Raw genomic sequence first — 20,535 nt, 5'->3', positions numbered from 1 at the left:
GCCGTTTCACTTTTGGAGAATCGCGCAAATCGGTTACTGGTTTTTCAAAATACACATACAATAGGTAGGAAAGCACAATCGTGAGCCCCCAATATAAAAAAGTATAGGCCCATAAGGTGAAACCGCGCAATGCTTCCGAAGGGAAAAGCGCCTTTAGCGAATGTAAAATAATCGTATAATGAAGTAAGTACAACGAATAAGATATCAAACTAATGGTTGTTACAAACGTCACCACCGATTTCGATCTAATCTTCATAGTATCCAGGTATGGCATTAGACATGCGATCGCCAACGAATTTATCGGTAGGTACAAAATAATCATAAAGGCGGGTGAGTTAGCTACGGTAATTCCCAATGGCACACGAAATACATGCAGCATCATAATAATTGCTAATCCTATAAGCAATAGTGGTTTTTTATGCCGAAGCAACCAAGCTCGTTTGGTGTTGTAAAAATATCGTAATAAGAATCCATAGTACACTACATCCAATCTATAGATAAGTACTTTCCGAATTGATTCGTTCCAATCAACGATATCTGTTAGAGTTTCGGTATAATAAAAATACACCTTGGTAGCACTAAAGCAAAGAATAATAAAAATAGTAACGTACAGATAGAATGTATTTCTGTTCTTCTTCGGAAAAAAATAGATGAGCCCATATAAAAGGAAAGGACCAATAATATATGAGAATTGTTCTACGGCTAAACTCCAAGAAACGCGATAAAACGGAAGGGACGTATCTGTTACGTTTTGTATATATAGAAAATAGCGATAGAGTTGTTGTGGCAAAGCACCATAGATACTGTACCAAACTACGATGTTTACAAATAGCAACAAATAATAATTTGGAAAGGTTCGAAACCATCTTCGAAATAAGAACTTTTTGATATTAGAGAATGAAAATTCAGGCTGTTGAATTTCGCGTAAAATAATCTTCCCTATTAAGAACCCGCTAATTATAAAAAAGACCTCAACACCAATGGTACCACTTAGGCGCATTGCATAATCTACGGTTGTGGGGTAATGGTCGCTAATCCAACGCGTGTGAGCAAATAACACTAGTAAAATAGCAATGGTTCGTGCCAGATCCAGGCCGACATTTCGCTTTTTATGACTAATATTCATGAGTTACGCTAGCGTTTGTACTCGATGAAAATAGTAAAATTAAAATAAGCTGTGAATTATTTCTTCAATCGAGAGGCCTTCTGCTTCCGCTTTGTAGTTCTTAATCATTCGATGACGCAGTATCCCGGTCGCCACTTTTTGGACATCCTCTATATCTGGTGAGAACTTTCCTCTAAGTGCCGCATTGGCTTTTGCTGCCAAGATCAAATTCTGAGAGGCTCTCGGGCCTGCCCCCCAATCGATATAATTTTTAATATTTTGAGGTGCGGCCTGACTTTTTGGTCGTGTTTTGCCAACTAATGTCACTGCGTATTCGATAACATTATCGGCTACTGGAATACGACGAATTAATTGTTGGTAGTCGATGATCTCTTGTGCTGTAAATAAGGAATTCACTTCGGAAACATCGCCTGAAGTTGTAGATTTTACAACTTCCACCTCTTCTGAAAAAGACGGATAATCCAAATTTACTGCGAACATGAAACGGTCCAATTGCGCTTCCGGTAAAGGGTAGGTTCCTTCTTGTTCTATTGGGTTTTGTGTAGCCAGCACAAAATACGGCAACGCTAATTTATAATGATTCCCTGCCACGGTCACCGCACGTTCCTGCATTGCCTCCAGTAAGGCTGCTTGCGTTTTAGGAGGTGTACGGTTGATCTCATCGGCCAAAATGATATTGGCGAATATAGGTCCCTTTATAAATTTAAATTCGCGATCCTTATCTAGTATTTCAGATCCTAAGATATCACTCGGCATAAGATCTGGAGTAAATTGAATTCGTTTAAACTGTAATCCCAATGCTTGCGCAATGGTATTTACAAGTAAGGTCTTTGCCAAACCGGGAACACCAATAAGCAGTGCATGCCCTCCCGAAAAAATGGAAAGCAACACTTCTTCAACTACTTCATCTTGCCCAACGATCACTTTTTTGATCTCTGTACGAAGGGCATTGTATTTTGTTACGAGTTGTTCTACTGCTGTTACGTCTGACATAAATTTATTTACTTTTTAGTCCAATCTCCGGCAAACTCACATGACTGATAGTCCTCATTTACATTCACATAAGTTTCTTTGATTTTTTCATTTTGCCATTCTTTTATGGCTTTTATCTGCTTTTCTTTTAGTGCCAATTCTTTTATCTTCTCGTAATCTTTCGCGTAATCTGCCGTATGTTCATCGTATCGATTGGTCACTGTTAGGATCTTGAATTTACTCTTTCCGGTGTAGTCTCGGTCGCTGTAAACCTTAGAAACCTCATTGTTTTTAAGATTGTATACCTGAGCACTTAATGCCGGATCCATTTTGGTAAGATCGAAACGCGTATCGCCCGTTACCGGATTTACCAACTGACCACCGTTGTTCTTAGTTTCTTGTTCATGAGAGTATTCACGAGCGGCCTCGGCAAAGGTCATTTCTCCATTTACGATTTTTTCTCGAATCGATTCGATCTCAGCTTTTGCTTTATCTATGGTCACCTGACTTACCTCCGGAAATAAGATGATGTGTCGCACATCTACTTCTTGGCCTCGAATCTTTTCAACGTATAAAATATGATAGCCAAATTCAGTTTCAAAGGGTTCGCTTACTTCTCCCTCTAACAATGAGAAAGCCTGATCCTTGAATTCTTTCGCCAAAGGCGCAGTTCGTGTAACTCCTTCTATCAACCCTCCTTTTTGAGCACTTCCATCCTTAGAATACAATACCGCCTTGGTAGCGAAGCTCGCTCCGTTCTCCACGATATCTACCCGCATTTGGTTTAGGCGGTCGATCACATTTTTTCGTGCCGTTTCGGTCACTTCCGGTTCGATCACGATCTGTGCTACTTCTACTTCGGCACTAAACACAGGACGTTCCTCTTCGGGAATTGAAAAGAAGAACTCTCTGGTTTCTTCAGGAGTTACTTCTATTTCAGAAACAATCTTACGCTGCATCTCACTAGCGAGACGAATTGTTTTGTTCACTTCGAACAACTCAGATTTTAACTCGCCTATATTTTCTTTACGGTAATAATTCGCAACTTTCTCTGCGCTTCCCAACTCACTAATCATATATTGAACTTGTTGGTCGATCTGAGCATTGATCTCGGCATCACTTACAATAATACTATCCTGCTTGGCGTGATGCGCATATAGCTTATCCTCTAGAAGTTTTTCCAACAGCTGACAGCGAGAGACATCTTCTATCGAAATTCCCTGTTGCTGTAATTCGATGTAACTCTTGTCGATGTCACTATCTAAAATAACATAGTCACCTACCACCGCTGTTACACCTTCGGCCTTATACCTTTTAAATGGCGTTTTAACTGTATCTTTTTCAACCACTACTTTGGTGGATTCAGCTGCCGATGTTACGACACCTGTACTATCTGCCGTAACCACCTCTTGTGCTGTAACCGAGTAGGATAGCCCAACGACCATTAGCATTAGTAGGAATGATGTTGATTTAATACGTTTCAAATTTGTTGTTTTTAATAGCATCCTTAGTTATATCTTTTTCCAGTTTCCTGATAAGCTCTAGCTTTCGTTTGTTTAAAATTATTTGTTTGATGGTTGGTTTAATAAAAGACAGAGGAGCAACATCGTTGGTGGTAAGTACATCTTCAATTTTCACCAAATATACTCCTAATGAGTCTTGTAACTGTATGGTATTCGAATTTTTTATCAAATTTTGTTCTTCTGTCTTCAGAATGGGCAACGCCTCAATTAACGCTTCTTTTTTCACCCAAGTCGAGTCGTTAAAATTATACGAAGTAAACTGAATGCTCAACGCATTTAACGCTTCTTGATCCTCTTTATTAAAACGACTAAATTTTTGCTTCGTTGCAGCCAAGTTCGTAAATCCGTCGATTACATGTATATAGCGAACTTTTACTAGGTCGTCGTTGAGCTTGAAATTGTCCTTGTTCTGTTCGTAATAGGCAATAAATTCTTCTTCAGAAACCGTGCTATCCAATTGCTTCGATACGATCACATTTTTATACGCTTCCGTATACAGGTCATTCTTATATTCTCGAACCAGTTTATCGTAGGATTCCAGTTTGTCTTCGGAAAGATTGATCTTCGCTTGGTCTATTAGTAACTGTTGTGTGGCCCAGCGAGTGATATAGCTACTTACAATAAGCGTGCTGTCTTCTTCGGAAGCATCTTCAGACAGTAACGCCTTTATATCCTCTTCATATAAAAAAGTGTCATTAACGCGTGCTACGGGAATCTTCTCGGTATCTTGTTTAAAATAATCACAAGCGACCAACAGACTACACATTACACATATATACAGCAATTTCCGCATTAAGAGTCTAATTCTTTCTGAAGCTTTTTAAGCACCTTTTTATTTATTTCCACCTTGTATTTTTTCCGAAGACTTTCCATCCATTGTTCCTCGAGATAGGTTTGATAGGCATTTATAACGCGCCCCTTTACGTCTTCTAATGATTTATTTCCCGGCGGAAAAATTTTATTAACCTTTACTACCACAAACGTATCTTCGTTAGGATATATTTTTGAAACTCCTTCTGCGACCTCTAGATTTGGTGGTAGATCCTTTTCATCGATCTCAAAAATACCCGTTGTAAGGATCACATTTAGGCTGTCGTTCGTGTTCAGTTCTTCCTTAACTTCTTCTGCTGCTTTTCCTTGCTGCAACATGGCTTGAACACGAGCGGCGGTAGTTTTATCGGTGGCCGTAAGGATACTTGCATCTACACGTTGCTTCCAAACATAGTTGGCATTGGTTTTCTGAAAGAATTCTTGCAATCCAATTGAATCGTTCTTCGCCGTTTTCCAGATGTTCTTGTTCATTACATCAAAAATTAGCAATCCATCTCTATACTCACCAATCACGCCGGCATATTCTTCATTTTCTTGTTCTAATCTTTTTCTGAAATATTGTTTCAATTCACGAGTTTCGAACTCATCGTACAACTGAATAAGAATAGCGCGTTTGGTAGCAGGCAAACGTCTTCTTTTTTGATTCTCGTTTACAAAGCTTGCAAAATCGTTATAGGTAACATTATTGTCGCCAATTTTGAACAATAGCTTGTCATCTTCAGAAGAAATAGGCACATATTCCCATTTTCTTTTCATAATACTATCGGTCACATAATTCTCAAAGAACGGGAGATATGGTTCACCATGCTCAAATCCGTAGCGATCCTTGATCACCTTATTCACGGCATTTACAATTATCTTAGATCGTGAACCTTCCTTTACTCGTTTTTCGAGCTCCGGTTGCTTTTCTTCGAAGGTTTCAATAGGCAGTTGACCATCAAATCGAACGATATGCCAACCAAATTCAGATTTAAACGGCTTCGATAATTCGCCCGGTTTAGACAGTTCCAAGGCTTTCTCTTCAAATATCTTTGAGCGGAGCTCCCCTTTTCCAAAAGGATTTAACTTTCCACCTCTTTTGGCCGAGTTGGTATCATCTGAAAATTGTTTGGCCAAACTTTCAAAGCTCTCTCCTTGTGCTAATAATGTATTGATCTCATTAATTCGCTCTTCAGGGTCAAAAGTTCGTGGACCCTTATTTTCAGAAATCATGATATGAGAGACCTCAATCTTAGGAGAGCGTTCTCTACGGTCCTGTACATAAATAATATGATATCCATACTGCGTACGAACTATCTCAGATATTTCACCTTCCGGAGTTGCATAGGCCATAGATTCGAATGGGTACACCAAGGAAAAAACACTAAAATACCCTAAATAACCTGCGCGTTCTTTGGCTCCGGGTTCTTCTGAAAGTTCTTTGGCCAATGACGCAAAATCTTCACCCGCTATAGCTCTTTCTCTTATCTCAGCTATTTTATTATACGCTTTTAATGTATCCTGCGGCACACTATTATAGTCGGCACGAATCAAGATATGAGAAGCTTCAATTTCTTCCAAGCCTCGTTCGTAAGCTTCTTTGGTTAGTTCTTCGGTAACCTTATCTTCGAAGATATAATTTCGTGACAGTTGTTCTTCATACTTCGCAAATTCTTTTTGATACGATGGCGCTTCATCTAAATTTTGTGCATACGCTTCGGCGACCTTTAATTTGTAATCGATAAATAGATCCAAATAGCCCGTGACATTCTTCTGACTCTCATCTTGAACAAGTTCGAGATTCTTGGTATAAACGCGCTTAAATTCAGAGGCATAGACAGGATCACCATCTATCGTCAACAACACATCACTTTCGTTTTGAGCCTGTACCGTGACAACGGCACAAAGAAACCCAAGAATTAATGCTAATTTTCTGTTCATTTCAGTAAACATTTAACGTGTAATAAAGCTTGGCAAAAATAGCAAAAAGCTACGGTTACGCAAGACTATTCCATCTAACGTTACAGCCTATCAATATAGTGTATCCTCTTACACATATACTGTGCCGAAAATTGTGTAATTTTATATCCACAACCAAATTAATTGATATGAAGTATACAATCGAAATTATCATCGACTTACCTCGAGAGGAAGTAATTAAAAAAATGGACAACCCCGATAATATGAAACATTGGCAGAGAGGACTCTTGGACTACGAGATGATAAGTGGTATACCGGGGAAAGAAGGTGCTAAGATGAAATTAGATTATAAAATGGGTAAAAGGGAAATGAGCATGGTAGAAACGATCATCAAAAACCAATTCCCATCTGAGTTTCATGCTACCTACGACACTAAAGGAGTACATAACATGCAACGAAACTATTTTGAAGAAGTAGGCGAAAATAAGACAAAGTGGATCTCGGAAAGTGAATTTCAGTTTGCTGGCTTCGGTATGAAATTAATGGGGTTCTTAATGCCAGGCGCGTTTAAGAAACAATCGAAAAAATTCATGATCAATTTTAAGAATTTTGCCGAAAATGGTACGTCAGTAGCCGACGAACAATGAAAGATCGCGTTAAATTAATATGGGATTTTAGGGGACCCAATGCCGAACCAATTGCCTTACACCATGCCAAACATTTAGAAGAATACGCTCAGACCGAACAACTTAAGCATACACTAACCGGCACCCAGCAACTTTCTCCTTCTCATTTTATTGCCTTTTTAGTGGTTGAAAAACAACATATGAATGCGCTTCGCATATCCTTAAAACCTAATCGCGGCCAACTATACAACGAATAACAATCGATCTTAAAACGGTTTACCTAATTGGTTTTACCTCCTAAATTCATAGGCAGTAGTAATCTTATCGTGGAATAGCTACAGCTAAGATTTATAATTGCATTTTGTAACAACTCAAAATCGTAACCGTCTTTTAATCGCAAAAATTATAGTAATTTTGCGTCGAATTTAAATGTATTAAAATGAAATTTTTAAATGTAATTTTTATGTTTCTGTGTCTTAGTGGTTTCGCACAGAGCAAGGTAGGTACGATCAATGTGGATTTTGTGCTTTCTAAAATGCCAGAATTCACAGCAGCTCAAGCAGAAATCGAGAAATACGGTACGCAATTAGATACCGATTTGGAGGCAAAATTGGCCGAGTATGAGGTCTTGATAAAAGACTATCAGGATAATGAAGCAACGTTTACCTTAAAACAGAAACAAGAAAAACAGCAAGCGATCATTACCACCGAAAATGACATCAATAATTTTCGTCAAAACGGTGCAAAACTTATTACGATAAAACGTGATGAAGTGTTACGTCCCTTGTACAAGAAAATAGGCGTAGCAATTGAAGCAATAGCGAAAGAACTAGACTACACACAAGTATTGCAGATCGATGATTCGCTCGTATACATAGACGAAGATTACGATATTACTGTCTTAGTATTAAAGCAACTTGGTGTTTCGCTCGATCCTGAAAAAGAATAAATTTATCGAGAATAATTAGGAGCCTCCTTCGTGATGGTTACATCATGAGGGTGGCTTTCGTGTATACCTGAAGCCGTAATTTTCACGAATTTACCATTATCTTTTAAACCCGCTATATCCTTAGCTCCACAATACCCCATACCGGCTCTTAATCCGCCAATAAATTGGGTCATACTTTCTAACAGTTCACCTTTGTAAGGCACACGCCCTACAATCCCTTCGGGAACTAATTTTTTGATATCGTCTTCCACATCCTGGAAATACCGGTCTTTAGAACCTTGCTTCATAGCTTCAACAGAGCCCATTCCGCGATACGATTTAAATTTTCTACCTTCGTAGATGATCGTTTCTCCCGGTGATTCTTTAGTACCTGCAAGCAATGAACCTAACATCACACTATCGGCTCCGGCAGCAATTGCCTTTGGGATATCACCCGTATAGCGAATCCCTCCGTCAGCGATCACCGGCACGCCACTCCCTTTTATAGCAGCTGCCACTTCTAATACTGCAGAGAATTGTGGAAACCCAACTCCGGCGACAACTCGAGTCGTACAAATTGATCCAGGACCGATCCCAACTTTTACTGCATCGGCGCCAGCGTCTACCAAATAGTTAGCAGCCTCTGCGGTTGCAATATTACCAACGACCACCTCTAAATTTGGAAATCGTTTTTTAACTTCTTTCAAGACCATTACCACTCCTTTGGTATGACCGTGAGCAGTATCGATAATCACAGCATCAACTTGTGCATTTACCAATGCCTCTGCGCGGTCTACTGCATCGGCAGTGACACCAAGGGCCGCAGCCACACGCAACCGACCATACTCATCTTTATTGGCCATTGGTTTTTGGGTTAGTTTGGTAATATCGCGAAAGGTAATAAGTCCCAATAATTTTCCATTATCGTCTACGACCGGAAGTTTTTCAATTTTGTTCTTTTGTAGTATAATTTCAGCTTCCTTAAGAGAAGTACCTTTTGCAACTGTTACTAAATTATCGGAAGTCATTACTTCATTGAGAGAACGGTCGTAGTTCTTTTCAAAACGTAAATCGCGATTGGTCACAATTCCTATTAAAGTACCGTTGTCGTCGGTAATTGGAATTCCACCAATGCTGTATTCTCGCATTGTATTTTGTGCGTCTCCTACGGTCGCAGTTTTTGGCAAGGTGACCGGATCTTGTATCATTCCGCTTTCGGCCCGTTTTACCTTACGCACCTCAGCAGCTTGTTGCTCTATGGTCATATTCTTGTGCAGTACACCTATCCCGCCTTCTCTGGCTATGGCAATGGCCATTGCACTTTCGGTTACGGTGTCCATAGCCGCAGAAACTATAGGAACGTTTAATGAAATGTTTCGGCTAAACTGAGTTTTAATGCTAACCTCGCGTGGTAATACTTCAGAATAAGCAGGCACTAATAAAACATCATCGTATGTTAGGCCTTCTCCAAGAATTTTGTCGTTGTGTGCAGTCATCGCAATTAAATTAACTTCCGAAGTACCGGAAAGGGGTTACTGTTTAATTGCGTGCAAATATACAATTAAATAAGTACAAAATCGCATTATTATCAGGCTTCTGCTTCAAAAAGCCCTACAGTTTGAATTGGATCCCTGCGTAATAGGTTCTTGGCTGACTAGGAATAATCCCCGGACCAGGATATCCGGTGGCCCTACGCACAAAATAACTGGAATCCAATAGGTTATTTATCCCCGCCTCTAATCGAAACCACTTATATGTGTAACTAAAAGAAGCGTCAAGTATGTCATAGGCAGGGATTTCTCCAACAATTCCGCTCTGACTCTGAAAATCGCGTTCACTATTAGTGGCATCGGTAAATTGTTTACTTAAATATGTGTATTGAAAACTTCCTAAAAAGTCTTTATACCCAAAGTTTATTCCCGTCTTTAGGTTGATAGCAGGGATAAATTCTACTTTGTTACCGGTCACATTGTTTTCTTCGGAAGCTGTATACTCTGAATCGGTTAATGCTACGTTAGAAAAGACACTAAATCGAACCTCTCTGTTTTCTGAAAACGTATTCCAAACATTCCAATCGATAAAACTTTCAAGACCGTAGGTAACCGCATCTCCAATATTTCCTCGGAAACGTTCTTGTTGTATGTCGCTTACTGCTCTTAGAATTACCCCGAGCCTATCTTCATAGCTTAAGAAAAATGCACTAACATCGTACGAAACCAATCGATTGAACCTACCTCGAACACCTAAATCGGCCGTGTAGCCTTTTTCATCGGTTATGTTCGGGTCTACCGTGAGCGACGGATTGGTAATTCGGATGTCGTTAAAAGTAACCGATCGGTAATTCTGACTAAAATTTCCGTAGAACTCCAACGAAGAATTTGCCTTATAACTTAGCCCGACTCCGGCCAGTACAAACGCCCTGTCGAACACTCGGTTATCGGGAATCGTTTCGTTCAGGATGGGATTTCCAGCATTGTCAAAATTGATGCGCTTATAAAACCCTTCACTCTCCGTCTTTATATACTCCACTCTAAACCCCGGTGTAACCGAAAAACGATCGGAAAGCTGAAAAATGTTTTCGCCGAAAAATGCCAAATTTAGATTCGGAAATGTAAAATTACTCTGTCTTGGGTAATTGGGATATTGATCGTCTGCAAAACTAAAATCAGCATCGCTTCCGTTGGTCCCGGGTCCTTGTCGTTCTTCATTATTAGACTGATAGTACTTGACCCCTAACAACAACGTATGTTCTTCGTCCAGTAGGTTATACCGAGTTAAAAAGCGACCTTCTGCTCCCCAATTTCTAAAATTGCCTACAATTAGTTCTCGAGGGGCATCTAGGTCGTCATTTTGTGAAACGCGATTTTCACGAAACCCAACGCTTTTACGCGATGCATCTAAAGCAAAAAGATTAAGACTAAGCTCTGTTTTTGTGGAGACTTCATGTTCTAATAGCAATGCGTACAGTTTCCAGTCGACCTTAAACCAATTTCGGGTTCGGTTACTAAAGGTAGGATCTTCTTCAAACTGGCTATCGGTTAATCCGCCCGGCTGTTGTGCCAAGTAGTTCAAATAACTGAACTCGCCTGATACTGTAGTTCGATCATCAATGGCATACGCAATCTTTCCGAAGGCATTATACGAATCAAACTGAGAGTTAGGCCTAAAATCGTTTCCAGTCTTATAATTAAGATAGGTGTAATAACTCACATTATCTACGGTTCCACTCAGACTATTAAAGCTGGTGAACAAGTCGTAACTCCCGATTGTTTGTCTAGAGATCCATTCGATAGGTTTGGATGGATTCGGTTGTTTGAGTTTAAAATTTATCAATCCGCCAAATTGTGTTCCATATTGCAACGAGGCCGCTCCACGAACTACTTCGATCTGCTCTATTGCTTCAGCCGGTGGCGTATAATAACTTTCAGGATATCCCAACACATCGGCAGAGATATCATATCCGTTTTGACGGGTGTTGAAATTCGCCGTACGATTCGGGTTTAACCCACGACCTCCAATATTAAGTTGAAGTCCGGCATCGTTGTTTTCGTAAATGTTCAATCCTACTACCTGTGCATAAATTTGACGAGCGTTACCTGTAGCGAGATTTGCAGTAAGGTTGTCCATTACCACCACTTCACTTTTTTTCCCTGCGTAGATAGCGGTTCCTTCCACATCACGCAATTGTTTTAATGCAAATATGCGCTCTTTTCGCTTTGTGATTACTACTTCGGAAAGTGTTTCGCCCAAGAGCGAAAGTTCAAAATTCACAGTAGTGTTAGCAGCAACAACAATTGGCTGTTCAACGATCTCGTATTCGTAGTTAAAAACCACAATGGTATGTTCTCCTTGTGGGATATCTTCGAACATAAAACGGCCTTCCGAATCGGTAGTCGTACTTTTTGATAAATTGGTGAGATAGACTTCTGCTTCAGAAATTGGGAGATTTGTATTCTCTGCTCTTACCATACCACTAACAGTAAATTGACCCTTAGCAGTGAAGGAAATGATTAGGAAAAGAAAACAGAAATAATATTTCATATTATAAACCTTTGATGTTGTCGTTAAAAGGCAGAATAAAATCTTTCTGTTTAAAACTGTCCTTTTCTTCGAGTAAATTAGTTGTTGGATCGATATAAGGCTGACTTAGTCGCCCGTTCAATGCCACGTAACTCTCTACATAAACCGCTAGATTCTTATGGCCTTGTACTTTAAAATGTTCTCCTAAGAAGTGTGCATACTCCAAGATAAAATCGGGCTGAGTACTCATTTGTTTCTCTTGTAGTGGTGATAAAAAATCGGAGTTGTCTACGTAGAACTGCTTTTTACTTATGGTGTCGACCACTTTAAATTGTGCGTAACCGGCCTTTTCCATCAGCATGACGCGCCAAGAAAAACGATAGCCTTCTTCTGTCCAGAACAACTCATTAGAATAGGCTAAATATCGCCATGGGAAAACCAATTGAAATAGTAAGAACAGTAGCACAAGGTAACGCTGTACATGCCTCTTGCTATTTGTGAAAACGGTCGACTTCAATACGTTATCGTACGCTATTTTTGAAAATCCGATGAGCTTAGAGAAGCCATTTAAGATTTTGTGATGAAATTTGGGGTCAAAAAATATCAACGCACTTACGATCATTATGTAAGGGAACATTCCTATGGGAAACAGCGCGCGCGTTAACAAATGAAACAATACGACCAATACAAAGCCAAACCATCTGGTTTTTCGCCATAGCAGTAGAAATGGAATGGCCAGATCGTATACTGCCCCAGACCAACTAAAAGCGTAGTGCAGCCATTCCTGTTGCAGTACATCTCCCAATAAGGGAAGGTCATACTTAGAAGGCAGCCATATTTTCAGTGGCATCGCCTCTACGAGCCAATCACTGTTTAGTTTTGCCAAGCCGGCGTAAAAGTACACGATGCACAATAAGATTTTTATCGAATCGATCGTCCACGCCGGAACATAATAGGAGGTTTTCGCTTTCCCCAGCTTGGCGTCTACCGCATAATAGACATTTGCCGGAAGAAGCAACAGTAAGAAAGCGAGACAGCTAATAAAATAATAGTGATTTAGGTAGGTTGTTTTATCCATCAACTCGATATAGGTAAAACTGAGGAAGAACAAAACTATAAAGATTCTATACCTATAGCCTATGGCGATCATAAGCGCGCTAAGCGCACAAACCACAAAGAGTAAATAGGTAAGTTCACCTAATGGCTGCACCCATTCAAAACCATAATATTTAAAATGAAAATCAGGCTCCAGGTATAGTTTTTCAATCCATCCATTTGCCCAAAATCGCACAATGCTTGCAAACATCATCAACCCAAAGAAAATACGAAAGACCGCCAATGGGGCGGCCTCTGTCTTCTTAGCAAGGTATGTGCTGATGTTAGCTTGCATTAATCGCCGTCTGTATCCACAAAATCAACATCAATGCTAAGCGCTTGCAACATATCGACTTTTAGTAAGATCACGTTACGTTGTAAGGCATCATAGGTTTGTAGCATTGCGGAGTTATTAGATTGTATTTGTACTGCAAAATTTGGATTCAAAGAACTCATTTCAGCATTGGCAGCGTTGAATTGCTCAACGATCAAACTACTTAAGTCTTCTCCATTCTTAATGGTATTAAGGAAATCGAGATACGCCTTAAAGCTAGGACCTTGCTGATTGGTATTGTGATGCTTCCCAAGAAAAAATCCTTTAGTGGCAGCCAGTGCTTCAAGGGCCAATTCTTTCGATACCTCCTGAGCATATAATGCCTCTACATGGGTTGGCAACGGATCGTTTGAAAAAACACCGGCCGGAATTCCAATTTTGCCTGCACGTAAGGCTTTTTCGTAGTATAAAATATAATCGTTGGTCAATTTATCGACCGATGCGGAAGCAGATGACCCGTCATTAGCGACAAAATCATTTCTAAATCCGGTTTCCCAATTAGTAAGAACTTCACTTGTAAGTGTATCAATACTGTTTACAAGATCGTTTAAATAATCCAAGTATTTTGATGCATCGGGATTAGAAACATAAAAACTTAAGACTTCCGAAGTATTCGACCCTAACCCGTAAAGCATATAATCTAAAGCAGGAAATCCTTGGGCATCATTGGTTGAGGGAAGTGAAAAATCGTAAGTACCATTGGCAATAAACCCCTCTATTTCACTAACGTTAGCAGGATAGGTATTCATTCTATCTCTAAATCGTAACTGTTCTGCCAATCCGATCTCGAACATAGACACATGTTGAAAAGCACTATAGGCATTCAACCAAGAAGTGCGCAATGTTTGCAAGTTCTGTTCGTTTGGCGAATTGGTAAAGGTTGCGGTTGCCGACACCAAAGCCGAATTTTCCACTTCTAAACTAGTGTAGGCCGGAACGATAATATTATCGGCCCAGTTAATCAGCATAGCCGAGCGATCGAATTCATCTTGTGAGTTTGGTCCCGAATCGTCACTTTCACTACAAGCGTAACAAGTTGCTATAATTAAAAATACTGCTACTATTCGTTTGATCATCTTAAAAATTTTTTGGGGTGCAAAAATAGAAAGAAGCAACCAATTTCTATACTAAAAAACCGGTTGCTTTGGCTAAATGCACTAATTAATCTGCGTTAGCGGCTTGTGCAACCGTAAATGAGAATTTGGTCGCAATAGCTTCTGAAACGGTATCTAAAGTTTCAGGAGTTACGTCCCAAAATCCGTTAGCACCGTCGTTCATAATCGCATCAATAAATCCATCGACTTCACTTCTGCTAAAATATGCCATGTCGTCTTGGTTGTTGCGTGTGAAGCGCAAGCTATATACGAAACCGTATCCTTCTGAAAGATCGTGGAAGGCCCCACCAAAATCTTGGTTCTCGATGGCAGTTTTCCCACTTTGTAGGTAGTACACCGCACGAATTGCGATCACCTCAGAGATCTTTTGACGAATTATTGCGGCTTGTTGATCGCGAACTTCGTAATTCTTAGCCACGATGGCCGCACGACCTAACTTAAAGGCGTCAAAAATGTCTTGAGCTATACCTGCAAAATCTGAGTCTCCTTCTACGCGTCCTAGGTATTTGTTCAAGAAGCTGTCATCTGCTCCAAGGGTCGCTAATGGCGAAGCAGCATCGGCACTGTTTCCGAAGAGATACCCATAGGCTTCGTCCCATTTGTGTTCCATTGTGGTATATGGTTTTTCTCCATCGGTAATGTCGTTGTCATTGTTTTCACGGTTGTTACCTTCGTCTAAAACTGCTGTTCCTAAATAATTATTCAACATCTGATCGGTCATAAGTGCACCTATGAGTCCTTTTGCAAAAGCTTGGTCCAGTTCAAGACCTTTACCATTGACATACCGTGCTGAAGAACCATCAGCTATTTGCCCTGCCGTCCCGGGAGCAGCAGCTACATTTTGGTTTACGAATACTTCGTTTACTTGGTCTGAGATATATCCTTCAAATGTTTCTTTAATAGCGGTTGCTTCTGTGGTGTTGGTATTAAAGAAGTCCCTAGAAGCAGCTGTTTTACTACGTACATTCTTATCGGAAGCGTTCAATGCCGGATCTTCAAAATCGTTTGCACCTTCCTCATGAGCAAATTTAGCTTGCAACGAGGTCTCGGTAGTATTGTCAAAATCTTTAAAAGCGTCAACGATTTCTTCGGCCATCAAGATTCGAGTTGTTTGACCGCTAAACGATACTGTCGATTCTCCGTCGCGTTCAAAAGTATAATTTACAGGGGCAACTACATTGTTATCAATAGGTGTTCCCGGATCGTCGTCTGAACATGATACCATAAAAGCACCTAGTAAACTTGCAGTAAAAATAAGCTTCTTCATTGTGTGTTTATTTAGACTTAATATAAATAATGATTAATTTCAGCCGCAAAAATACACGTGAATGAGAACTTACACAAATTTATTTAGATTAATTTTAAATAAAAATGATAGAATTTTTAAATCTTCGGAATTGGGTCCTACTGATTCGTAGAGATATTGAGTTGATCCTTATACTGTAGTCTGGATAGTGTCGCCCATTGAATGAGTAGTAGTTTATCTTCTTCGGGAAGATTACCATGCATCCAGGTATATGAATCTAACGGCATTTCTCCATCTTCGACCATTTCGATGAGCTCTTCCAATTTATGATCCTTTTTCTTTACCGAATACGATTTCCATTCCGACACATTAAAATGTCCTTTTCCATGTTCTATATGTTCCTCCAACCATAACGAAAATGGCGCTATTTCGGCATACCATGGGTATTGTGTTTGATCGCTATGGCAGTCGTAACAATTTTCTTTTAAGATCGCAGCTACTTGTACAGAAGGTTTGGTTTCATTCTCGAAAGGAATTACTGTTTCGTACCCGCCGTCATTTCGATCGGGACGAATAAATTGAATGGCGATTAATGCGAGCAGCGCAAGTATTCCAATAAATTTAAGGGCTTTTTTCATAGGGATTAAAATTATCTACTTAACGATTTTAGGTGTTTAATTACGGCTTTTCTGATATCGTAAGCCAGGTCGTCTGGTTCGGTGTCATAGACTTTGACTATCTCTTCGTTCTCTGGTTTTAAAAATGGGATATCGATTCCTTTTAAAAGGTAATCGCTCAAGGCTATGGTGTATGTTTTTCTTTCAGAAATCGCACGGCCGTTTAGTTCCCAATTACCGGTACTGTTCTGCGACAAATTGTATCGCTGTAGGTAGGCTCCGGTTCCTCGTTGAGATTCGCCATAATCTAACACTTTTGTTAACAGACTTCCTTTCATATCAACTTTTACAACTTTTCCTCCAAACGGCAATACTCTAAATATATCTGCCGGAGTTATAGCACGATATAGATTATCGTCTAAACGAATTGACCCTCCGTTCAAAATAGCAGCATCCGCCTTCTTTGTAAACGAATTGGCCATTGCATGCGAGATAATCTCGCCAAGATTGGTTTGAATACTTCTATTCGCAATATCGGTTCCGTCAAGGGGAGAGTTTGCATCATAGATCACGTCGTTTGGATCTACGACTATATCTTTCATTTCTTCATCTAATATCGAATTCCATTTTTTTATAATTCGATCTACGGCAGGTTGCGATGGGATCTTATCGGTTATGGGCACATTCTTAGAATGTATGTGCACATAATTTGTAACAAGGTCATACGTAACGGTATGCACATAGATGGATCTGGCATTTGCATCTGCTTTAGTAATAAGTCCTCTCCCCTCTCTAATTAGCATGCTGTTGTGTTCGTGTCCGCCCATGATAAGAGGAACCTGAGGCAAACGTTTGGCTATTTCTATGTCTTGCTCAATAGACACATGCGTAAGTCCGAAGACCACGTCTGCCTTGTCTTTCACCAAACGATAGGCACGTTCGGCCTCTTCGTACACGTCGCCATAATGCACAAAATCGCGTGGGTTCGAATCTAAAGTAACACTAAAAAATCCTAGTTTTATACTGTTCCCTAAGGTGTCTGTCGCCACGAAACTGTAGTAATCGGGTACCGGAACATTGCCAAATTCTATTTCTTTTTTAAATCGTTCTAACCCATTTTCGGTCGCATGACGCACATTAGCAGAGGTCCATTGAAAATCGGATTCGTTAATTCTTTTCTGAAGTGCTTCTTCGCCAATATCGAATTCATGGTTTCCGAAGGTAACCAGATCGAACTCCATCGCATTCATTACTTCCACCATTTGTTTGCCGTTCACACGTTCACCGTCTACCACCATACTTCCCAATAGCGATGGATTTAAAAAATCGCCCGCCATAAACAAATAGGTATTGGGATTGGTTCTTTTAATAGAATCACGAATATGTGCAACCCGTGCCAATCCGCCATACAAACCACCATTTAGTGGAGCGATCTCATAGACGTCATTTAGCTGAATAAACTTTAGCGTCATGGTCCCGTCTCCATAGATAGTTTCAGTGGGTTGGGTTACCAGATACTTACAGCCACTGCACACTATAGCTATTACAATCGATACTAGGTAAATTTGTTTCATTTTAATGATATTTTAAAAAAACCTTTGTTGCTTCGTTATGTGCACTTTCAAATGACATAGGATGAATATTACTCGCTACTTTTTCCGTAGTAAAATAGCTCAACATCTTCTCGGTTGGCATGTTTCCCGTCAATTCATCTTTCGCCATAGGGCAACCTCCAAAACCTTGAATAGCCCCATCAAACCTTCTACAACCGGCCTTGAACGCTGCGTCAACCTTTTCGTGCCAGGCAGTTGGAGTGGTATGTAAATGCGCTCCAAACTCAATATGGGGATATTTAGGGATTAAATGAGAAAAAAGGTAGGTTATGATCTCGGGAGTAGACGATCCCACCGTATCACTTAACGACAGTATCTTAACCCCCATTGCTGAAAGCTTCTCGGTCCACTCTCCAACAATGTCAACATTCCATGGATCACCGTATGGATTTCCGAAACCCATTGACAAATACGCAACTACCTCCTTGCGGTTTGTTTCAGCCAAAGTAAGAATTTCTTTCAATATATCAATAGATTGACTAATAGTTTTGTGTGTATTCCGCATTTGAAAATTCTCCGAAATACTAAACGGATAGCCTAAATAATCTATTTCGGGATGCTGTACTGCCGCCTCGGCACCTCGCACATTGGCAACAATTGCCAACAATTTACTGTTAGTTCCAGAAAGGTCCAACTGCGATAACACTTCGGCAGTATCTTGCATTTGCGGAATTGCCTTTGGAGAAACAAAGCTTCCGAAGTCGATGGTATCAAAACCACATCGCAATAACGATTGTATGTACTGTACTTTGGTCTCAGTAGGAATCCAATCTTTGATGCCTTGCATAGCATCACGCGGACATTCTATTAGTTTCACTTCTTGCATCATTCAAAGATAGGAATTCCGAAGGAGCGAAAAATCATTTTTGAAAAAAAAGCAAGGCGGTCACTACGGCACCAAAATATAAATAGCAATACCAACAAACACAATAATTTGCAACCACTTCAAACCAATCCCAACAAAGCGATTTTTTGTAAGATAGTTCGATATTGCGCCGGCAAGTACAGCGATAACACTAAACACAAAGAAGGAAACGAACATAAAAACGCCACCCAAAATATAGATCTGTAGCACCGTATTTCCTTCGGTATCCCAAATAAAAGCCGGAAAAAAAGCTAAAAAAAAGATCATTACCTTCGGATTGACCAAATTCATGATCACCCCTTGCTTGAACAACGACCCCTTCGATTTTCTAGGCGCTGCTTCAGTAAGATCGATGGATGCGCTACTTCGATATATTTGATAGGCCAAATACAGCAAATACACTGCACCTAACACCTTAATAAAATAGAAAATGCCTTCCGAAGCAGTTATCAAGGCAGAGATACCGAACGCCAACAAAGTCGTGTGTACTATGCAGCCGCTTATAAGTCCGGCTGTAGTGGCAATACCGCTTTTACTACCATTTACCAACGATTGTGTAAGCACGTAGATATTATCGGGCCCGGGAGATATGGCCAAGGCCAATGTTGCGAGCGAGAATGAGATTAAGGCCTCCAGCATACATTAGATTTTAGAGCCGTTGCGATGCTACGGCTTTATTTATTTCCTTAATTAATGCCGGGCCTTCGTAGATAAATCCGGTGTACAATTGTACCAAACTCGCACCGGCATTTAATTTTTCTAAAGCATCTTGAGCAGAATGGATCCCACCTACTCCAATGATTGGAAAGGACTTATTGCTTTTTTCAGAAAGAAAGCGAATAACCTCGGTAGCTCTATCGGTAAGTGGTTTACCGCTTAGACCACCTGTTTCTGTTCTTGCTTCCGACGTTAATCCGTCCCTTGAGATGGTCGTGTTGGTTGCTATGACACCGTCGATCTTTGTTTCTGAAACGATCTCGATGATGTCTAACAGTTGTGTATCGCTAAGATCGGGTGCTATCTTTAACAAGATAGGCTTTGGTGTTGTCTTTTCATCATTTTTGGTATTTAAAACTTTCAACAAATGTGTTAGTGGCTCTTTATCTTGTAAGGCTCTTAGATTTGGGGTATTGGGAGAGCTCACGTTCACTACAAAATAATCTACGTGATCGAACAGCGCTTCAAAACAGATCACATAATCGTTTACGGCCTCCTCGTTTGGTGTCGTCTTATTCTTTCCTATGTTCCCTCCAATGATCACATGGCCCTTGGTTCCGGCTGCTGGATTCTTCTTCAGTCGCTCGACAGCTGCTTCTACTCCACCATTGTTAAAGCCCATACGATTAATCAACGCGCTGTCTTCTTTAAGTCGGAATAGGCGCTTCTTAGGATTTCCGGGTTGCGGTTTTGGCGTTACAGTTCCTATTTCTATAAACCCGAACCCAAAATTTGAAAGCTCTTTAAATAATTTCGCATCTTTATCGAATCCGGCTGCAAGCCCAACAGGATTTGGAAAATCAAGCCCGAAAACGTTGCGCTCGAGATTCTTTTGTTGCTTTTTATACATGCTTCGGAAAAGTCCGCCAAACCCAATTCGATGTAAGTTACGAATGGACGAAAAGGTAATATGATGAATTTTTTCCGGATCAATTTTGAAGAGTATCGGTCGTATAAGCGCTTTGTACATAGGCTGAAAAATCTTCCGCAAAAATACTATTAAAGTAT

The 20,535-nt window shown here is 40.2% G+C and carries 18 protein-coding genes; 3 read left to right on the top strand and 15 right to left on the bottom strand.

Features of this window, described 5'->3' with window-relative positions; all coding sequences use genetic code 11:
- The 5 genes from DWA30_RS11740 to DWA30_RS11720 form a co-directional block, all read right to left on the bottom strand.
- Positions 1-1,126: acyltransferase family protein (locus tag DWA30_RS11740; RefSeq protein ID WP_136073195.1), on the bottom strand; the 1,126-nt coding region annotated here is incomplete at its 3' end.
- A 39-nt stretch (positions 1,127-1,165) separates the two neighbouring features.
- Entirely contained in the window at positions 1,166-2,119 is a 954-nt protein-coding gene (locus tag DWA30_RS11735) for an AAA family ATPase (RefSeq protein WP_114492734.1), read from the bottom strand.
- Between the two features lie 8 nt (positions 2,120-2,127).
- On the bottom strand, positions 2,128-3,582 hold the full coding sequence (locus DWA30_RS11730) for a peptidylprolyl isomerase (RefSeq protein WP_317048351.1): 1,455 nt from the start codon (positions 3,580-3,582) through the stop codon (positions 2,128-2,130).
- On the bottom strand, positions 3,569-4,414 hold the full coding sequence (locus DWA30_RS11725) for a peptidylprolyl isomerase (RefSeq protein WP_114492732.1): 846 nt from the start codon (positions 4,412-4,414) through the stop codon (positions 3,569-3,571). Before DWA30_RS11725 ends, DWA30_RS11730 begins: the two co-directional genes overlap by 14 nt.
- Positions 4,414-6,372: a peptidylprolyl isomerase gene (locus DWA30_RS11720; protein WP_168421775.1), complete on the bottom strand. Its 1,959-nt coding sequence runs from the start codon at positions 6,370-6,372 to the stop codon at positions 4,414-4,416. Before DWA30_RS11720 ends, DWA30_RS11725 begins: the two co-directional genes overlap by 1 nt.
- 167 nt (positions 6,373-6,539) lie before the next feature.
- On the opposite strand from DWA30_RS11720, the gene DWA30_RS11715 reads away from it, so the two are divergent.
- The 3 genes from DWA30_RS11715 to DWA30_RS11705 all read left to right on the top strand — a co-directional run bounded on the left by DWA30_RS11715 (position 6,540) and on the right by DWA30_RS11705 (position 7,926).
- A complete protein-coding gene (locus DWA30_RS11715; RefSeq protein ID WP_114492730.1) occupies positions 6,540-6,998 on the top strand; it encodes an SRPBCC family protein in 459 nt (152 codons plus the stop codon).
- The gene (locus DWA30_RS11710; RefSeq protein WP_114492729.1) at positions 6,995-7,234 is read left to right on the top strand and encodes a hypothetical protein; all 240 of its coding nucleotides are present in this window, start codon (positions 6,995-6,997) and stop codon (positions 7,232-7,234) included. The genes DWA30_RS11715 and DWA30_RS11710 overlap by 4 nt, the downstream gene beginning before the upstream one ends.
- A gap of 182 nt (positions 7,235-7,416) precedes the next feature.
- On the top strand, positions 7,417-7,926 hold the full coding sequence (locus DWA30_RS11705) for an OmpH/Skp family outer membrane protein (RefSeq protein WP_114492728.1): 510 nt from the start codon (positions 7,417-7,419) through the stop codon (positions 7,924-7,926).
- A 2-nt stretch (positions 7,927-7,928) separates the two neighbouring features.
- Here DWA30_RS11705 and guaB read toward each other — a convergent pair whose 3' ends face one another.
- The 10 genes from guaB to DWA30_RS11655 all read right to left on the bottom strand — a co-directional run bounded on the left by guaB (position 7,929) and on the right by DWA30_RS11655 (position 20,497).
- Positions 7,929-9,401, bottom strand: coding sequence for an IMP dehydrogenase (gene guaB, locus DWA30_RS11700; protein ID WP_114492727.1), 1,473 nt, complete (start codon positions 9,399-9,401; stop codon positions 7,929-7,931).
- A 115-nt stretch (positions 9,402-9,516) separates the two neighbouring features.
- Complete coding sequence (locus DWA30_RS11695; protein WP_114492726.1) at positions 9,517-11,946, bottom strand: TonB-dependent receptor; 2,430 nt, start codon at positions 11,944-11,946, stop codon at positions 9,517-9,519.
- Between the two features lies 1 nt (position 11,947).
- Entirely contained in the window at positions 11,948-13,315 is a 1,368-nt protein-coding gene (locus DWA30_RS11690; RefSeq protein ID WP_114492725.1) for an HTTM domain-containing protein, read from the bottom strand.
- Positions 13,315-14,430 carry an imelysin family protein gene (locus DWA30_RS11685; RefSeq protein ID WP_114492724.1) on the bottom strand — a complete coding sequence of 372 codons (1,116 nt, stop codon included), beginning with the start codon at positions 14,428-14,430 and terminating at the stop codon, positions 13,315-13,317. Before DWA30_RS11685 ends, DWA30_RS11690 begins: the two co-directional genes overlap by 1 nt.
- 85 nt (positions 14,431-14,515) lie before the next feature.
- Positions 14,516-15,736 (bottom strand): DUF4856 domain-containing protein, encoded by a 1,221-nt coding sequence (locus DWA30_RS11680; protein WP_114492723.1) that lies wholly within the window; start codon positions 15,734-15,736, stop codon positions 14,516-14,518.
- A gap of 137 nt (positions 15,737-15,873) precedes the next feature.
- Positions 15,874-16,353 carry a heme-binding domain-containing protein gene (locus DWA30_RS11675; protein ID WP_114492722.1) on the bottom strand — a complete coding sequence of 160 codons (480 nt, stop codon included), beginning with the start codon at positions 16,351-16,353 and terminating at the stop codon, positions 15,874-15,876.
- An 11-nt stretch (positions 16,354-16,364) separates the two neighbouring features.
- Positions 16,365-17,906 carry a bifunctional metallophosphatase/5'-nucleotidase gene (locus DWA30_RS11670; protein ID WP_114492721.1) on the bottom strand — a complete coding sequence of 514 codons (1,542 nt, stop codon included), beginning with the start codon at positions 17,904-17,906 and terminating at the stop codon, positions 16,365-16,367.
- A 1-nt stretch (position 17,907) separates the two neighbouring features.
- On the bottom strand, positions 17,908-18,771 hold the full coding sequence (locus DWA30_RS11665; RefSeq protein WP_114492738.1) for a hydroxymethylglutaryl-CoA lyase: 864 nt from the start codon (positions 18,769-18,771) through the stop codon (positions 17,908-17,910).
- A gap of 63 nt (positions 18,772-18,834) precedes the next feature.
- The gene (locus DWA30_RS11660) at positions 18,835-19,449 is read right to left on the bottom strand and encodes a LysE family translocator (RefSeq protein ID WP_114492720.1); all 615 of its coding nucleotides are present in this window, start codon (positions 19,447-19,449) and stop codon (positions 18,835-18,837) included.
- A 10-nt stretch (positions 19,450-19,459) separates the two neighbouring features.
- Complete coding sequence (locus tag DWA30_RS11655; RefSeq protein ID WP_114492719.1) at positions 19,460-20,497, bottom strand: quinone-dependent dihydroorotate dehydrogenase; 1,038 nt, start codon at positions 20,495-20,497, stop codon at positions 19,460-19,462.
- Positions 20,498-20,535 lie beyond the last annotated feature (38 nt).

The sequence above is a fragment of the Candidatus Ulvibacter alkanivorans genome, from assembly GCF_003333325.1.
Lineage (GTDB): Bacteria > Bacteroidota > Bacteroidia > Flavobacteriales > Flavobacteriaceae > Ulvibacter_A > Ulvibacter_A alkanivorans.
Note: the sequence above shows the minus strand (reverse complement) of the source record. Positions and strands in the feature narration are given on the sequence as shown.

Bases quoted from the DNA above. Each gene is read 5' to 3' on its own strand.
- DWA30_RS11715 (WP_114492730.1), top strand. From the start codon at position 6,540: ATGAAGTATACAATCGAAATTATCATCGACTTACCTCGAGAGGAAGTA.
- DWA30_RS11655 (WP_114492719.1), bottom strand. From the start codon at position 20,497: ATGTACAAAGCGCTTATACGACCGATACTCTTCAAAATTGATCCGGAA.
- DWA30_RS11680 (WP_114492723.1), bottom strand. From the start codon at position 15,736: ATGAAGAAGCTTATTTTTACTGCAAGTTTACTAGGTGCTTTTATGGTA.
- DWA30_RS11690 (WP_114492725.1), bottom strand. From the start codon at position 13,315: ATGCAAGCTAACATCAGCACATACCTTGCTAAGAAGACAGAGGCCGCC.
- DWA30_RS11685 (WP_114492724.1), bottom strand. From the start codon at position 14,430: ATGATCAAACGAATAGTAGCAGTATTTTTAATTATAGCAACTTGTTAC.
- DWA30_RS11695 (WP_114492726.1), bottom strand. From the start codon at position 11,946: ATGAAATATTATTTCTGTTTTCTTTTCCTAATCATTTCCTTCACTGCT.
- guaB (WP_114492727.1), bottom strand. From the start codon at position 9,401: ATGACTGCACACAACGACAAAATTCTTGGAGAAGGCCTAACATACGAT.
- DWA30_RS11660 (WP_114492720.1), bottom strand. From the start codon at position 19,449: ATGCTGGAGGCCTTAATCTCATTCTCGCTCGCAACATTGGCCTTGGCC.
- DWA30_RS11710 (WP_114492729.1), top strand. From the start codon at position 6,995: ATGAAAGATCGCGTTAAATTAATATGGGATTTTAGGGGACCCAATGCC.
- DWA30_RS11665 (WP_114492738.1), bottom strand. From the start codon at position 18,771: ATGCAAGAAGTGAAACTAATAGAATGTCCGCGTGATGCTATGCAAGGC.
- DWA30_RS11725 (WP_114492732.1), bottom strand. From the start codon at position 4,414: ATGCGGAAATTGCTGTATATATGTGTAATGTGTAGTCTGTTGGTCGCT.
- DWA30_RS11705 (WP_114492728.1), top strand. From the start codon at position 7,417: ATGAAATTTTTAAATGTAATTTTTATGTTTCTGTGTCTTAGTGGTTTC.
- DWA30_RS11720 (WP_168421775.1), bottom strand. From the start codon at position 6,372: ATGAACAGAAAATTAGCATTAATTCTTGGGTTTCTTTGTGCCGTTGTC.
- DWA30_RS11670 (WP_114492721.1), bottom strand. From the start codon at position 17,906: ATGAAACAAATTTACCTAGTATCGATTGTAATAGCTATAGTGTGCAGT.
- DWA30_RS11735 (WP_114492734.1), bottom strand. From the start codon at position 2,119: ATGTCAGACGTAACAGCAGTAGAACAACTCGTAACAAAATACAATGCC.
- DWA30_RS11675 (WP_114492722.1), bottom strand. From the start codon at position 16,353: ATGAAAAAAGCCCTTAAATTTATTGGAATACTTGCGCTGCTCGCATTA.